Source organism: Bacillus sp. FJAT-42376 (genome assembly GCF_003816055.1).
In the GTDB taxonomy this organism is placed as follows: Bacteria; Bacillota; Bacilli; order Bacillales; family Bacillaceae; genus Metabacillus_B.
Map to the genome: position 1 here is coordinate 1,374,128 of NZ_CP033906.1, position 15,564 is coordinate 1,389,691.

Genomic DNA, 15,564 nt, shown 5'->3' on the forward strand with positions numbered 1-15,564 from the left:
GGATCAGCCAATGTCACCGGAAAAATTTTCAGATCTAATCGAAGCTTTTTCTCCTGAGGAGCAAAAAGAAATTCGCAAATATCAACATTTCCCGGACCAGACCAGGGCTCTTATGGCTTATCTGGCGGTTAAAGAAAACTTGAAAGAAAATGCATCGCTTTTTAATGCCGAAATAGCCAAGGATGAAAGAGGAAGACCGTTCATTAAAAACTGGCACGGAAACATCAGTCTTTCCCATTCAGGAAATGTAGCCTTATCGGGTGCAGCATATAACAGAATCGGAGCAGATGTTCAAAAAAGGACGGCTGTTCCGGAGGCAGTGGCTGAATTGATTTTTTCCGGGGAAGAAATCAATTTATACCGGAAGCTGAGCGCGGATAAAAAAGTACACTACTTGTTTGTCATCTGGACACTTAAAGAAGCTTATGTGAAGCTTCAGGGAACTGGTTTTTTAGAATATGATCCTGCATCTATCACGTTTATCCTGAATGAACGGTTCACCGAAGTAATAGAAATAAGAGGCGCTGCAAATCGGGCTCTTGATTTCTATTTATTTGAACCCGTTTCCGGATACCAGGGGGCAGTTTGCACAGAAGGAGTAAGATCGAAAAAGGCGCTGCAGACCAGCTGTTCAATAATGGAATAACTCAAAACAAAGACCGCTTCTGAATGACATTGTTCAGAAGTGGTTTTTTTTATTTGGTAGATTCCTCTATGGATTTGCTTTGATTTTGGATAAGGAGACTATACCATCATGATTCATTTGTTGAATGAATAATTTACAAAGATGACAGATGGTGTTGTGAAATTTGTTTGTAAAGGAGGGAATGGAGTTGGCTGTACGTTCAACAGGTCCAATAGAGAATCACGCTGCAGGCGGCAGAAGGCCCAGTGTACAGACGGTGGTGAAAATTGATAACACGGATTCTTTGGAAAATGCCGAGGTTTTGGTGCAGGGTTTTATTTTAAATGGCTTGAGGACGCTATATATCAGTGAACTGTTTGAAGTAAAATCTAATGAAGTGATTACTAAATTGTATTTTACTGATTTTGATGGGTATGAATTTTTGTTCACTACCGGTGGTGCCGCGGAGGATTCTCTTCAAATATCTGTTTGGGGACTAAATGAAAATGGTGAAATCTCAGCTTCGCAGCGAATTGTTTCAGCTGAATTACTGGGAGCAGATGAAGTAAACACTGGGGAGACCGGTCCGACCGGTCCAACGGGGTCTGATGGGTTACCAGGGACAACCGGTCCAACAGGAGCAGATGGATTGCCTGGGGCAGTAGGAGCAACCGGTCCTACCGGAGCAGATGGCGTACCGGGAGCAGCGGGAGCAACTGGTCCTACCGGAGCAGATGGGTTGCCGGGGGCGGCGGGAGGAACCGGTCCAACAGGAGCAGATGGGTTACCGGGAACTCCAGGAGCAACCGGCCCAACGGGATTAGATGGAATACCGGGAGCAGCGGGAGCAACTGGTCCAACAGGAGCAGATGGGTTACCGGGAGAACCAGGGGCGACGGGTCCAACGGGAGTAGATGGATTGCCTGGGGAAGCAGGAGCAACTGGTCCAACAGGAGTAGGAACCCCAGGAGCAACGGGCCCGACTGGATTAGATGGTTTACCAGGAGAAGCGGGGCCAACCGGTCCAACGGGAGCAGACGGATTACCTGGAACCCCAGGAGCAACCGGTTCAACGGGAGCAGATGGAGTACCGGGAGCACCAGGAACAACCGGTCCAACGGGAGCAGACGGATTACCGGGGGCAACCGGTCCAACAGGATCAGACGGTTTACCGGGAACCCCAGGAGCAACGGGTCCAACGGGAGCAGATGGAGTACCGGGAGCACCAGGAACAACCGGTTCAACGGGATCAGACGGATTACCGGGGGCAACCGGTCCAACAGGATCAGACGGTTTACCGGGAACCCCAGGAGCAACGGGTCCAACGGGGTCTGATGGAATACCGGGAGCACCAGGATCAACTGGCCCAACAGGAGCAGATGGTTTACCGGGAACCCCAGGATCAACCGGCCCAACGGGATCAGATGGTTTACCGGGAACAACCGGTCCAACGGGAGCAGACGGTTTACCGGGAACCCCAGGATCAACCGGCCCAACGGGATCAGATGGTTTACCGGGAACAACCGGTCCAACGGGAGCAGACGGTTTACCGGGAGCAGCGGGAGCAACCGGTCCGACGGGATTAGCTGGCTTGCCGGGAACACCAGGAGCAACGGGCCCGACAGGAGCAGATGGGTTGGCGGGAGCACCAGGAACAACGGGTCCAACGGGGTCTGATGGGTTAGCAGGATCAACCGGTCCAACGGGAGCAGATGGAGTACCGGGAGCACCAGGAACAACCGGTCCAACGGGAGCAGAAGGCGTACCGGGAGCAACGGGTCCAACGGGGGCAGATGGATTGCCGGGGGCAACGGGTCCAACGGGGGCAGATGGATTGCCGGGGGCAACGGGTCCAACGGGGGCAGATGGATTGCCGGGGGCATCAGGGGCAACGGGCCCGACTGGATCAGATGGTTTACCAGGAACCGCAGGAGCAACGGGTCCAACGGGGTCTGATGGAATACCGGGAGCACCAGGATCAACTGGCCCAACAGGAGCAGATGGTTTACCGGGAACCCCAGGATCAACCGGCCCAACGGGATCAGATGGTTTACCGGGAACAACCGGTCCAACGGGAGCAGACGGTTTACCGGGAGCAGCGGGAGCAACAGGTTCGACGGGATTAGCTGGCTTGCCGGGAACACCAGGAGCAACGGGCCCGACAGGAGCAGATGGGTTGGCGGGAGCACCAGGAACAACGGGTCCAACGGGGTCTGATGGGTTACCAGGATCAACCGGTCCAACGGGAGCAGACGGTTTACAGGGAGCAGCGGGAGCAACCGGTCCGACGGGGTTAGCTGGCTTGCCGGGAGCACCTGGAACAACCGGTCCAACGGGAGCAGATGGAGTACCGGGAGCACCAGGAACAACCGGTCCAACAGGAGCAGACGGGTTACCGGGAACCCCAGGGGCAACGGGCCCTACTGGATCAGACGGGTTACCGGGAATACCAGGAGCAACGGGCCCGACAGGAGCAGATGGGTTGGCGGGAGCACCAGGAACAACGGGCCCAACAGGATCAGACGGTTTACCGGGAACCCCAGGAGCAACGGGCGCAACAGGATCAGATGGCTTACCCGGAACACCAGGAGCACCCGGTCAAACGGGAGCAGATGGAGTGCCGGGAGCACCAGGAACAACCGGTCCAACGGGAGCAGACGGTTTACCGGGAACCCCAGGGGCAACGGGCCCTACTGGATCAGACGGTTTACCGGGAATACCAGGAGCAACGGGCCCGACAGGAGCAGATGGGTTGGCGGGAGCACCAGGAACAACCGGTCCAACGGGAGCAGATGGAGTACCGGGAGCACCAGGAACAACCGGTCCAACGGGAGCAGATGGAGTACCGGGAGCACCAGGAACAACCGGTCCAACCGGATCAGACGGTATACCGGGAACACCAGGGGCAACCGGTCCAACCGGATCAGACGGTATACCGGGAACCCCAGGAACCCCAGGAACAACGGGCCCGACTGGATCAGATGGCTTGCCGGGAACACCAGGAGCAACGGGCCCAACCGGATCAGACGGTTTACCGGGAACACCAGGAGCGACAGGCGCAACCGGATCAGAAGGGTTACCGGGGGCAACTGGTCCAACGGGATCAGTCGGTATACCGGGAACCCCAGGACCAACCGGCCCAACAGGGGTTGACGGCTTACCAGGAGTAACAGGACCAACAGGATTCCAGGGAACTGCCGGCCCGACCGGAGCAACGGGAACTCAGGGAATTGCCGGCCCGACCGGAGCAACGGGAACTCAGGGGACCGCCGGCCCGACCGGAGCAACGGGAATTCAGGGAATCGCCGGCCCAACTGGAGCAACGGGAACTCAGGGAATTGCCGGCCCGACCGGAGCAACGGGAACTCAGGGGACCGCCGGCCCGACCGGAGCATCGGGAACTCAGGGGACCGCCGGCCCGACAGGAGCAACGGGAACTCAGGGGACCGCCGGCCCGACCGGAGCAACGGGAACTCAGGGAATCGCCGGCCCGACCGGAGCAACGGGAACTCAGGGGACCGCCGGCCCAACTGGAGCAACGGGAACTCAGGGGACCGCCGGCCCGACCGGAGCAACGGGAACTCAGGGAATTGCCGGCCCAACTGGAGCAACGGGAACTCAGGGAATTGCCGGCCCGACCGGAGCAACTGGGAATCAGGGAATCGCCGGCCCAACTGGAGCAACGGGAACTCAGGGGACCGCCGGCCCAACTGGAGCAACGGGAACGCAGGGGACCACCGGTCTGACTGGTGCGACGGGAATCCAGGGAAATACAGGTCCAACCGGAGCAACCGGAGCATCAGGAGCCGGTTCCCTGGCATTTAGTAATAATAATGGGAGTATTTCCGTGTATCCACCGCTAAACAACCTGGTCACAGTGGCGAGTGTGACAACTCCTGTAACTGCAGGGCAAAATATTAAAATAGATTTTGGTTTAGGTTTTGAAGTCTCAACTTCGGATGCGGGCGGCTTCACTGCAGAATTCAGAATTTACCGAAGCGGAGTCTTAATTTCGACTAGAACTTTGAATCAAGCCACTTTTAATGCCGGAAATCGAAGATATGACGTTTCCAACACTTATGTAGATACTGCTCCCGCTGCTGACCCTGGAGCTATATATGACCTAAGAGTGATCGTGACGGCAATAAATAATGTAAATACCGGGATAGCTGTAAACAGAAATTTAAATTTAATCAAGTTTTAACCGAAAAAAAAGAAGCATTGGCATAAAAAGCCGTGCTTCTTTATTATTTTATTCCTAGTGCAAGTCAAATCCATCCATAACAGGTCTGTAATCGTTATTCATCATACCCGCTCTTTAAGAGAGAACCTGAGGTGCTTTCGGAATACAGACTGTAATGGCTGTTCCCATCTTGCTTTTACTTTTTACAGTGAGGGTTCCATTATTTTCTCTAATCAGCTTAAAACAAATGGTTAATCCAATACCTGTTCCTTTCTCTTTATTTGTATAGTAGGGCTCTCCAATTTTTTCGAGAAGGTCCTTGCTCATTCCAATTCCATTATCGATTACCCGTACTCGGATCTGTGAGGGAGTGTCATCCAGAATAATTTTAATTTTCCCTTTTTCTGACGTTGCTTCAAGGCTGTTTTTTATTAAATTGATGAAAACCTGTTTGAAATAATCTTTATGCATGTAGGCTGCAGCAGATCCCGATAGACGGTTTTCCATCTTCATTTCTTTGTTTTCCTCAATGGCCAATGGACCAGTCAGGAGATGGAGGTTTTTTATTTCCTCCAGGACATTTGCAGGGGACTGCGCAGCATCTAATTTTTGTTTTGCTTCTGGCTTGGCTAAAACCAATAACTCTTTTAAAACTTGATTGATCCGGTCGATTTCATCCAATATGATATGTTCAAAATTGGATTGGGTATTTCTTTCTTTAAGTAATTGGATAAATCCCCGGATTGTCGTTAATGGATTGCGGATTTCGTGTGCGACACTTGCAGCCATTTCTCCCAGGACCTTTAATTTTTCTGAAGAAAGGAGGATTTGTTCGTTTTGTTTTTGCTCCGTAATGTCAATTCCAAAGTATAGAGTATAAATTTCCCCTTGATCTTCCAAAATTCTTTTCACTTCCCACTGAATCCAGCGGGCCCTGCCCCGATATTCTGTTATGGATTGCTGCGCTTCCTGCTCAGCTTCCGTGAAATGATGCTTGGCGGCCATTGCATAATAGGGGCTGCCAATCAGCTCGTCCCTTGAGACCTGGAAAATATCGCAAAATGTGTCATTAACCCGGACAATGATATCCCGTCTATTCTTTACAATGATGCAATTTGGGCTAATATCCATGATGGACTCAAGCAAACTGCTTTGTCTGGATAGCTTTCTGTTAACAAACGTTATACGTTTGGATTGCATTTTGAAGAAACTGACAAATAATAAAACGGTGGCAAAAATGGAATTTAAACTTGAGAAAAACAGGGGGATAAATGAAAAGCCGCTTAAAAGCCCATTTAAAAATATAATAAGAGCCGCAATGACCAGTTTAAAATAAAAGCTTCTTTCAACCTGATTTTTGACTTTTATCGTCGCAATCAGAAGCAGGAACGTATTAATAAAGACGAACAGCACATTGATTTTAAAAAGAATGCTGTATTCACCATACACGGGAAACCAGTGAGGCAAATCAAATGTCTTTGCCTGATCGGAAGCGTACGATTGAATTCCATAGTTTGTATAATTAATAAGATAGACTAAAGTACTGAAAGACGTTACGAGAACAAGTCCGGCTTTATTCACAAACAGGGCAATAAAGGAAGAAATACGGTTCTCTTTCACAATTTGATAGGCAAAGAAATAAACAATTGGCATGATAAAAACAGGTCCCGCCCTAAATGCCCGAAAAATGAAATCGATCATGGCAAGGTTTAATAAATCATAGGCATATAAAACGGATATATCAATTTGCCAAAAGGAAAGCATAAGCAAAAAAAGGGAAAGAGCCCTGGTCAGAACACCGTTTGCAAAATAAAGGATCGTAAATGATATGGTCAGAGGAATCAAAGAAATTGCAAATAACAGGATAAATTCCATTATGTATCTCCTTTTGAAATGAGGGCGGCACAGTTATTGCCGCCATATCCATGGGCAGTAATCAGTACGCTTTGAACGTCTCTGCTTAAAACCGAAGTGCTTATGGGCAAATCATTTGATATACATGCAGGAATCGTAGGAGGAATGAAGTTTTCCTTCATACTGATCAAGCTTGAAATCAACTGAAATATCCCCGAAGCCCCCATAGAATGGCCAACCATTCCCTTGATCGAGGTGAGGGGAATACCCGCATTTAAAAATCTTTTCTGGTAAATCATCTCTTCTATTCTATCATTTTCTAATATCCCGAGGGCCTGGCTATTGATATAGGATGGAAATCCTGATAGAAGGCAGTGGTCTACTGCCTGCAGCAATAAGTTTCCCGTTGGATCACTTAGGTAAGGGGAAACGGCATCTTGCGTCATGCATACAGATTCTATCACTCCTATGGACTTAGCCCGCCTTTTATTTGCTATATCAAAACGTTCTGCAATGATGACTCCTGCCCCTTCAGACATAGAAAAGCCTTTCCCATTTGAAAAGGGACCGGAATACTCCCTGCCATTTTGTAAGACTTTAAGCGGTGAGAAGCCATCCAGTACGGTTTGGCAAATTGGGGAATCGACACCTCCCACTATACAGAGATCCACTTGATTCGCTGTTAATAATATATCTGCGAGATGAAGAGCATCAAGGCTGGATGTGCAGCTATTGGATAGTGTAAAAGACATCCCGTTTAATCCGTATGCCGCATTAATGCTGGTTGAGAGAGAATGGCTATTCATATTCCCTATAGAATAGGGAGACCGTTTTTCACAAGAACCGGAAGCTAAGGCGTTTCTCTCAATTTCTGAGATCTGGCCGGCCGAAGTCCCGACAATGACCGCAGTGCGGTACCCATTTAAGTGAATTTCGGCTTCTTCAACCGCCTGTTTACAAGCGTGCAGGAGCATTCGCAGTTGCTTCGGATATCTCTTTTTTTCTTTCTGTCCTATGTCTGAAATCGTGTCTTCCTCAACTTCTCCTATGTAATACGATTCATTATTAAAAACTCTCTTTTTAACAACACATTCCCCATTAAATAATATTTCAGAAAAGCGGTTAACTGCAGAAAAAGACGGACCAATAATTCCGCATCCTGTAATGACATTTTTCACTTTAATCGCTACCCTTCGACATGGATTGTATCTATTTTACTATTTATCCGAGGTCTGTTGGTAGATTTATAGTACATTTATCACGAATGAAACGGAACGCTGAGTATACGGGGGGAGAGCTCTTGAGTTTTGTAAAAGTCTTAACCTGTCTGCATTTTGGAGGTGGTCCAGAAACGACTGCTGTTCATGAACCCGCAATCAGCCGGGTGGATCCTGCAAACAAAAACAGGGAAACGCTTGAGCTGCGTCTCCCTGTTTATAGTGAATGAGACTTTTCAGCCCCTTTTGCATATTGAATTCGGTTGTGCACCTTGTTCCATTGCTTCTTAATTTAACCCAAGATCCTTTTTCAAGTCACTTTCATAAGCGAGCAGTTCATCATAAATGGCTTTTGAAAGCTTTCTATAGCCGCCTGCTTCTTTGATAGCTGCCGCACGTGATTTCAAGCCTTCAAGCTTGCTGAAAAGAGTCTTGGCTTCTTCCATTTTTCCTTCATCGATCAGCGCAGAAACGCTGTTCATTAAGCGAAGCTCTGAAATCTCGTATTTTGTGCGTTCAACCGTCACTTTTGCAGGAGCCACAAATTCGTTTAACAGCTCTGTGCGATATGATTTCTCAGCAACTTGACCGATTTTTATTTCCGTTTGCTTCAGGTAGCGAGTCAGATCATCGTAGAACTCGTCTGCTGTATATATGTCCGGGTCGGCCCCTGTATATTCATCCACCGTGTAATCATAAATGGATAGATTGTAACCTGCTGTTAAAGCTTCAAGCTTGCGGAGATCCAGGTTGATGGAAGCAGGCAATGCCTGATATCCTCCTGCTTGTTTAATGGCCGCTGCCCGTTTTTTCATGCGCTCAAGCTTGGCCATATCTGCATCGTACGGATAGTCTTCTTCTGAATCCAAACCGTTTAAGATTGTATAGAGCAAACGAAGCTGTGACACTTCATAGATGGTTCTTTCCACTTCTACTTTAGCAGGTACGGCGTATTTCGTAATAAGAAGCTTGCGGTTGGCTGCGCCGGATACTTTTCCAATGCTCTTTTCCGTGATGGACAATTGCTTTGTTATCCCATCATAAAGGTCATCAATTTCGTCAATGTTTCCTGCTGATACAGTTCGCTTGTAAACGGACAGTTTCTTTAATAGAAGCTCCCCTTGTTTCACAGCTTCCTGGCTTTGAGATGTTACTGCGGCTGAAGCGAATGGTGCGGGTGCTGCAACAGCTGCAAAGGATGTGAGAAGCATAGCTGAAGTGATACCTGTTAACATCATTTTTTTCAAGTTTTTTTCCCCCTAGAATTCTATCAATCGAACTAATTATAGGGATGATTAATTGATTCAACATGTGTTAAATGACCTATTTTTTATCAGCTTTTTGAATAAGTCTTAAGAATTGGATTTGATGGAAATTTCTTGTGAAGACAATGGGTTTAATTTACAATGGTGAATCATAATGATGGAAAAACGTAAGAGGGGGAGTGGGATGTGATTCCCCATTACTTTGAGCATGTTTTTGCCGCTTGCCTGGGTGTCTGCGACAGCCATCGTGTTTGGAGTGAAGGCATATCGGCGCTATGAAGCAAGAGCGGAACGGCTCCAGGCTTACCATGATCATGAGCAGCAGATGCAGGTGATGAAAGAATGGAATGGGCTTCTTCAAAAGACAGAAGCTTTTATTATGATGGCCAATTAGGAGAGGAGCGAAAGTCTGTGGTATTCCGTTCAAAACTCGACTCGTTTTTTATAAAAATCATGGTGTGTACAGCCATTTTTGTGGGACTCGTTTTATTTGTTCCGCTGTTTTTCGATTCATCGGCCGGGCCAATCGTCTATTTAATCGAAGCAGGAATTTTCCTGGCAGTTGTGCTGTTTTTCATCTGGTCGATTGCATCGTTAGAATATACTTTTCATCCAGGCTTTCTGACGGTTAAGGGAGGCCCTTTAAAAAGCAAAATTCCATACGAAGAGATTACACGGGCCGCTCCGACCCGCGATATTTATACAGGCTACCGGCTCGTTTCATCCAGATACGCCATTGATTTGTCCTACCGGTCTGCGTCCCTTGGAAGTGTAAAAATTACACCGGAGAATCCGGAGCAGTTTCTTAAAGAGCTTAGAAAGCATTGCCCGCAGGCGGTTATAGAGGAAGATAAGATTTTGAGCCTGCTTGGACGTGTTTAATGGCAGGAATTGGTGTGGCCGGTGAGGATTGGCGGTCCCGGCTTGCCTGATTTTGAGTTGAAGGGGCGGACTTCTGCTACAATGTTATCCAATCTTGCTGTGATGGAGTCAATTTTACCCGACCATATTGGATCGATGCCGGAAGTGGGATAAAGCCTGAAATGCCAGCTGATTTCATTCGGAATATAGGCATACCCTTCATAGCTGTCAAAGCTTCCGTACGAACCAGGAGCCGGCAAATGGACAGCATGGATGCTCAGGCTTGTTCTTGGAAAGCTTGGAGAAAGTTTCACTTTATACATAAGAGCGGTTCCTTTTGCATTGGCCAGTGCCGGCGATTCCAGGAGAAAACTGCAGGGAATATGGATCGCTTTCGTTTTCGAGGGATGGCTAAAAATAGTAAGCAGAAAAATAAGGGAAAGGGAAATTTTCATATTGCTCTCTCTTTCGTATGGTTTTCAATAGCTTTCCCTGCCTCGCTAAATTTATTTTGAATAGGAGGGATGATGTGCTGCATAAAGTCATCAATTTGTAGCTCTCTGAAAAAGAGGTTCCGGAATTAAGAGAACTGAACGGATGGGAGGCGCGGAAGCAAGCCTATCCGGCTTTATTTGATTGCTGCAATTTTGGGCAGGTGTGAAAAATGATGCAGGAGAACTGATTGGATTTGGATATGTGGCAGGCGCAGGGCTGCAGCACGGATACATGGAAGATCTATTAGTCCATCCTGATTACGAAAGGCATGGAATAGGAGGACAAATTGTAAAAGCTTTGCTACTAGGATCAGAGAGAAGCGGATTGGAAATCGTGACGCTCACCTTTCGTGCTGAGCATGAAGAATTTTATAAATGCTGCGGATTCACGCTTTGTTCAGGAGGGGTTTGGAGAAGAAATTAGGTCGGGTGGAAACTTATTCCTTTTTGGAACGTATAATTACTAAAACCAAAGAGAGGATGTTCTATATGACCCAATTCTTTTTATATGCGGGAATTGTCTGCATCATCATTTCTGGAATGGCTATTGGAGCCTGGGTGCATGGAGATCGGCAAAGAGCGAATTTCTTTTCTGAGACGAAGGAACACCGGAATACGAAAACGAGAGTGGCTATGTATTCTGGATTGGCGGGAATCATTTGTTTGGGGATATCGGGATTGATCTGGTATTTGTAAAAGAACGTATGAACGGGTAAGAGCAATAAGTGCAGAAAGAAGTGAGGGGTTTGCTGAATGTTTTATATGTCCTTTTGTTCCTCGGCGGGGTGTATTATCTTATAAAGCATCGGAACAATGTGAAGAATGCGGTTGATCTTTCCAAGCAAGCCGTCTATCCCACAACAAAGGACGAGTACAGCAGCATCTTGATCCCTGGAGAATGGAAAGAGATGGAGCCCATTTCACAAAATGCCAGGTCCTATCAGATGGTGAAATGGGGGACTGCGGCTGCTTTTATCATGATGCTGGGTCTGATGTGGATGGTTTTTTTTACAGATTGGCTTGAGTTTTCCTTTTTAAATTTGGTGTACATGGTTCTTATCGTCATGAATCTCGTTAAGCACAGAGGGAACCTGTTTATTTTGCAGTCGGGAATTGTCCTGGACGGCATCTTCTATCCTTTCAAGAACATCAAGGAGTATGAAATCGAGAGAATTACTCTTCCTCATCCCCTTTACGGGCTCCACAGCCGTCTTAACATGTCCTATAAACTATCAATCAGACGGAAAAATAAATTCAGCCAGGATCATTATGTAGTGATTGAGGATCAGGAACATCTTAATCGAATGACTGATTTATTGGATCAGCAGGGAATCAAGGGTAAAACAAACCAAATTCATGCAGCAGTTAAGGATATAACGAGTCATCAGTAATGTTTAAGAAGGGATTCGCTTCCGTGCGAATCCCTTCCTTTTCAGTTCAGCAGTCCGTGCAGCCCGCCGAGCAGGGTGAAAATCACGAGATGATCTCCAATGGCAATGAACATCGCTTTTCTGCTCATTAAACCAAATAAGGAATTCTTTACATAAACAAGAGAGATGAGAAGGCCGATGATGAAGCCGATTCCCAATCCGGTCAGCAGACTGCCGGTCCAAATGGACTGAACAAGGATGGCGGTTAAGAACGAACTGATAAAAGCAATAACAACTGAGACCGCATACTTTATTGGGCCCCGGGTCTCGTTCTTCGAGAATTCTCCCTTTTCCTTAAGCAAAATAGAATAATACATGCCGCCATAAAGGATATAGAGGACAGCACCTGCAAGTACGGATACATAATGGATATGAGTCCAATCAATTAGCATGTTAATTCTCCTTTCATTCTTTTCCATTATGAAGATTTCGATTGGGAATCTCTACATTTTTTTAAAAACACCTATTGACCTTTACGCAGCGTCAACGTGTAATCTGAATTCAACAGGAGGGAAGAACGATGGAATATACGGTGCAAAAGCTCGCTAAACTGGCAGGGGTTACGGCCAGGACCCTTCGATATTACGATGAAATTGGCATTCTAAAGCCGGTAAGAATGAATGCATCGGGGTATCGGATTTATGGTACAGCGGAAGTGGATCGGCTGCAGCAGATCCTCTTCTACCGGGAGCTTGGGGTGGCCCTGGAATACATACGGGAAATTCTGGATGATCCCGGTTTCAGCGGGGGGAAGGCGCTGATCGAACATCGTGAAAAACTCCTGGAGAGGCGAAAGCAGCTTGATTTGCTGATCGCAAATGTTGAGAAGACCATTTCAGCAAGCGAAGGGACAATGGATATGCAGGATCTGGAAAAGTTCGAAGGATTTAAGAAAGCAAAGCTTGAGGAAAATGAGGTGAAATACGGAAAGGAAATCCGCAGCCGATATGGGGATGAAACCGTCGACCGTTCCAATGAAACCTTTCAAAACATGACTAAAGAGCAGCATGAAGCAGCGGTGAAACTAGAGCAGGAGATGAAATCCGTTTTGGCGGAAGCCTTTATAACAGGCGACCCAGCGGGATCCGCTGCTCAAAAAGCAGCAGATTTGCATAAGCAGTGGCTGAGCCATTATTGGCCGGAATACAGCAAAGAAGCCCATGCAGGACTTGCTGATATGTACACGGAAGATGAACGGTTCAAGGCTTACTACGATGAGCAGCAGACCGGACTCGCTGAATTTTTGAGGGACGCGATACATGTTTATACGGGTCAGAAAAAGTAAGATTTGGATGCACGAAGTGATGACTTCGTGCATCTTTAGGTGGAGCCAGCAATTCGTAGTTAGAAGTCAGCGATTGAGGATGGTAAGTCAGCAATTCAAGGTGGAGTCTGCAATTCAAGGTGGAGTCTGCAATTCAGGGTGGAGTCAGCAATTCAAGGTGGAGTCAGCAATTCAGGGTGGAGTCAGCCATTCAAGGTGGAGTCAGCAATTCAGGATGGCAAGTCAGCAGTTAACGCTCAGAATTCAGCAATTAGTGCTGGGAAGTCAGCAATTAAAGGATAAAAGTCAGCAATTGTAGCTGGAGAGTCAGCAATTAACGGTTAAAAGTCAGCAATTAATATCAAAGGGTCAGCAATTACATAAAAAAGTCAGCCATTCTCAACCTAAAAATTAGGTGCAGCGTGTTGTATTTCAGAGGATTCAGCATAAGTCAGCCATTTTTCATTATAAATAAGAAAAATTCATCATAAATGCCAAAAATTTCATCATAAATAAAAAAATTTCATCATAAACGAAAAAGTCAGCCCGATTCTCCACCAAAAAAAAACGATGCAGCGCAATAGCGCCGCATCGTTTGATTAAAACAACAGCATTCCAACGATTGCTGCGGATAGGAAGCTTACCAATGTTGCACCGTAAAGAAGTTTTAGTCCAAAGCGGGCAACTACGTTTCCTTTTTGTTCGTGCAGTCCTTTCACCGCACCGGTAATGATACCGATGGAGGAAAAGTTGGCGAAGGAGACGAGGAATACGGAGATGATGGCGGTTGTCCGGGCAGACAGATCCGTCATTTTCCCAAGGTCCAGCATGGCAACAAATTCGTTGGAGACAAGCTTCGTCGCCATAATGGTGCCGGCTTGTACAATTTCTCCCGCCGGAATTCCGATGATGAAAGCAAATGGTGCAAAGACGTATCCGAGCATGGTCTGGAAGCTGATTCCGAAAATGATGCTGAACAGATCATTGATGGCCGCAATCAGGGCAACGAAACCGAGAAGCATGGCTCCAACAATAATGGCGACTTTAAAGCCGTCCATAATGTATTCGCCGAGCATTTCGAAGAAGGTTTGTTTTTCCCCTTCCTGCACCTCGATGAAGTCTTCGCTGTCTGCGACATCGTAAGGATTGATGATGTTCACGATGATAAAACCGCCGAACAGGTTCAGGACAAGGGCCACAATGACATATTTAGGATCGATCATTGTCATGTATGCACCAAGAATGGAGGCGGATACGGTCGACATAGCGGAAGTGCACAGTGTATACAAACGGTGGTCCGGAAGATGGCCGAGCTGTTTCTTAACCGAGATGAATACTTCGGATTGGCCGAAAATGGCAGATGCCACCGCATTGTAGGATTCAAGTTTCCCCAAGCCGTTCACTTTGCTTAAAACCAATCCAAGATACTTAATGATGATCGGCAGCAGTCTGATGTGCTGGGCAATCCCGATTAAAGCTGAAATAAAAACAATCGGGAGAAGAACATTTAAGAAGAAAGGCATCTCTTTCGGATTGGCGATTCCACCGAATACGAAGTTGATCCCGCTTGCTGCATATTCCAAAAGTTTGGTAAACAGAGCTGAAATCCCATTGATAATGAATAACCCAATCCCTGTATTCAAGAGAATAAACGTTAGAACGATTTGCAGCACAAGCATAATGATTATAGGTTTGTACTTAATTTGCTTTTTATTGTTACTCGCCAAATACGCAAGCAGCAAAATGATGACGATTCCAACCAGTGAAATAATGATACTCAAAGCAGCAACCTCCTTATGTAATAAGCCTGATGATGACGAGGGTTTGAAAGAGTGTACAGTTTATCATTTCCCAAACAATCCCTAACTTGTACAAATCCGCAGCAAAAATCTTTTTGTCTCTCTGCTGCTTTTTTGCCCTTTCCTATTATACTGGTTTACAGACAATAGGGAAGGGGTTATGGAAAGAAAAATGAATTCGTTTTCTTCCTTTCGCTTATATTTTCAGAAAAGAGAAGGACTGGCAAGCATACTGGAGATAACGGAGAATAAAACGCAAACATGATCAATAATAGTCAAAATCTCACATTTACATAGGGCAATGGGAGGGAGTAATATAGACATGCAAATATAGTGGCTTAATCCCGTGCAGACGGGAACGGAGGAACCAATTTTTCGGGGCTAATTCTGCTTATGCAGAAAGGATGAAGCACTCTTTCGCCATCCTGCCCGTCAGCTAACTTCGTCGGCTAAAGCGAAGGAGGTCTTGAGACCGCCTTATTACAGGGGCTTTTTTTGCTGTCTTTTTTACACAGCAGACCGGAAGCCGCGCAGGAGGTCTTTTTGTTATGGAATAAATGAATAGAAGATGA

At 46.8% G+C, this 15,564-nt stretch carries 15 protein-coding genes and 1 riboswitch; of the genes, 9 read left to right on the forward strand and 6 right to left on the reverse strand.

Going from position 1 to position 15,564, the window contains the following annotated elements; translation table 11 throughout:
* The first annotated feature begins 10 nt into the window (after positions 1 to 10).
* Complete coding sequence (locus CEF21_RS07025; protein WP_164462111.1) at positions 11 to 646, forward strand: 4'-phosphopantetheinyl transferase family protein; 636 nt, start codon at positions 11 to 13, stop codon at positions 644 to 646.
* Between the two features lie 187 nt (positions 647 to 833).
* Positions 834 to 4,829, forward strand: coding sequence for a beta strand repeat-containing protein (locus CEF21_RS07030; RefSeq protein ID WP_241156781.1), 3,996 nt, complete (start codon positions 834 to 836; stop codon positions 4,827 to 4,829).
* 114 nt (positions 4,830 to 4,943) lie between these two features.
* On the opposite strand, the gene CEF21_RS07035 is transcribed toward CEF21_RS07030, so the two are convergent.
* Entirely contained in the window at positions 4,944 to 6,683 is a 1,740-nt protein-coding gene (locus tag CEF21_RS07035) for an ATP-binding protein (RefSeq protein WP_123914516.1), read from the reverse strand.
* Entirely contained in the window at positions 6,683 to 7,840 is a 1,158-nt protein-coding gene (locus CEF21_RS07040; protein WP_123914518.1) for a beta-ketoacyl synthase N-terminal-like domain-containing protein, read from the reverse strand. Before CEF21_RS07040 ends, CEF21_RS07035 begins: the two co-directional genes overlap by 1 nt.
* Before the next feature lie 122 nt (positions 7,841 to 7,962).
* On the opposite strand from CEF21_RS07040, the gene CEF21_RS21215 reads away from it, so the two are divergent.
* Positions 7,963 to 8,109 carry a hypothetical protein gene (locus CEF21_RS21215; protein ID WP_164462112.1) on the forward strand — a complete coding sequence of 49 codons (147 nt, stop codon included), beginning with the start codon at positions 7,963 to 7,965 and terminating at the stop codon, positions 8,107 to 8,109.
* A gap of 57 nt (positions 8,110 to 8,166) precedes the next feature.
* On the opposite strand, the gene CEF21_RS07045 is transcribed toward CEF21_RS21215, so the two are convergent.
* Positions 8,167 to 9,117, reverse strand: a complete 951-nt coding sequence (locus CEF21_RS07045) for a hypothetical protein (RefSeq protein WP_241156844.1) — start codon at positions 9,115 to 9,117, stop codon at positions 8,167 to 8,169.
* Between the two features lie 229 nt (positions 9,118 to 9,346).
* Here CEF21_RS07045 and CEF21_RS07050 point away from each other — a divergent pair, with 229 nt between their 5' ends.
* Together CEF21_RS07050 and CEF21_RS07055 are read left to right on the forward strand one after the other, a co-directional pair.
* Positions 9,347 to 9,538 (forward strand): hypothetical protein, encoded by a 192-nt coding sequence (locus CEF21_RS07050; protein ID WP_123914522.1) that lies wholly within the window; start codon positions 9,347 to 9,349, stop codon positions 9,536 to 9,538.
* Between the two features lie 17 nt (positions 9,539 to 9,555).
* The gene (locus tag CEF21_RS07055; protein ID WP_164462113.1) at positions 9,556 to 10,026 is read left to right on the forward strand and encodes a PH domain-containing protein; all 471 of its coding nucleotides are present in this window, start codon (positions 9,556 to 9,558) and stop codon (positions 10,024 to 10,026) included.
* On the opposite strand, the gene CEF21_RS07060 is transcribed toward CEF21_RS07055, so the two are convergent.
* Complete coding sequence (locus tag CEF21_RS07060; protein ID WP_123914527.1) at positions 10,023 to 10,460, reverse strand: YoqH family protein; 438 nt, start codon at positions 10,458 to 10,460, stop codon at positions 10,023 to 10,025. The genes CEF21_RS07055 and CEF21_RS07060 overlap by 4 nt on opposite strands.
* Before the next feature lie 181 nt (positions 10,461 to 10,641).
* On the opposite strand from CEF21_RS07060, the gene CEF21_RS07065 reads away from it, so the two are divergent.
* The 3 genes from CEF21_RS07065 to CEF21_RS07075 all read left to right on the forward strand — a co-directional run bounded on the left by CEF21_RS07065 (position 10,642) and on the right by CEF21_RS07075 (position 11,890).
* Positions 10,642 to 10,923: a GNAT family N-acetyltransferase gene (locus tag CEF21_RS07065; RefSeq protein WP_346773371.1), complete on the forward strand. Its 282-nt coding sequence runs from the start codon at positions 10,642 to 10,644 to the stop codon at positions 10,921 to 10,923.
* Between the two features lie 65 nt (positions 10,924 to 10,988).
* On the forward strand, positions 10,989 to 11,195 hold the full coding sequence (locus CEF21_RS07070) for a DUF5316 family protein (RefSeq protein WP_123914529.1): 207 nt from the start codon (positions 10,989 to 10,991) through the stop codon (positions 11,193 to 11,195).
* A gap of 50 nt (positions 11,196 to 11,245) precedes the next feature.
* Entirely contained in the window at positions 11,246 to 11,890 is a 645-nt protein-coding gene (locus tag CEF21_RS07075) for a hypothetical protein (protein ID WP_123914531.1), read from the forward strand.
* Positions 11,891 to 11,931: 41 nt separating this feature from the next.
* Here the strand turns inward: CEF21_RS07075 and CEF21_RS07080 are convergent, their stop codons facing one another.
* The gene (locus tag CEF21_RS07080; RefSeq protein ID WP_123914533.1) at positions 11,932 to 12,321 is read right to left on the reverse strand and encodes a DUF1761 family protein; all 390 of its coding nucleotides are present in this window, start codon (positions 12,319 to 12,321) and stop codon (positions 11,932 to 11,934) included.
* A gap of 128 nt (positions 12,322 to 12,449) precedes the next feature.
* Here CEF21_RS07080 and CEF21_RS07085 point away from each other — a divergent pair, with 128 nt between their 5' ends.
* Positions 12,450 to 13,214, forward strand: coding sequence for a MerR family transcriptional regulator (locus CEF21_RS07085; protein WP_123914535.1), 765 nt, complete (start codon positions 12,450 to 12,452; stop codon positions 13,212 to 13,214).
* Positions 13,215 to 13,792: 578 nt separating this feature from the next.
* Here CEF21_RS07085 and CEF21_RS07090 read toward each other — a convergent pair.
* The gene (locus CEF21_RS07090; RefSeq protein WP_123914537.1) at positions 13,793 to 14,974 is read right to left on the reverse strand and encodes a NupC/NupG family nucleoside CNT transporter; all 1,182 of its coding nucleotides are present in this window, start codon (positions 14,972 to 14,974) and stop codon (positions 13,793 to 13,795) included.
* Between the two features lie 343 nt (positions 14,975 to 15,317).
* Positions 15,318 to 15,458, forward strand: a riboswitch (cyclic di-AMP (ydaO/yuaA leader).
* Positions 15,459 to 15,564 lie beyond the last annotated feature (106 nt).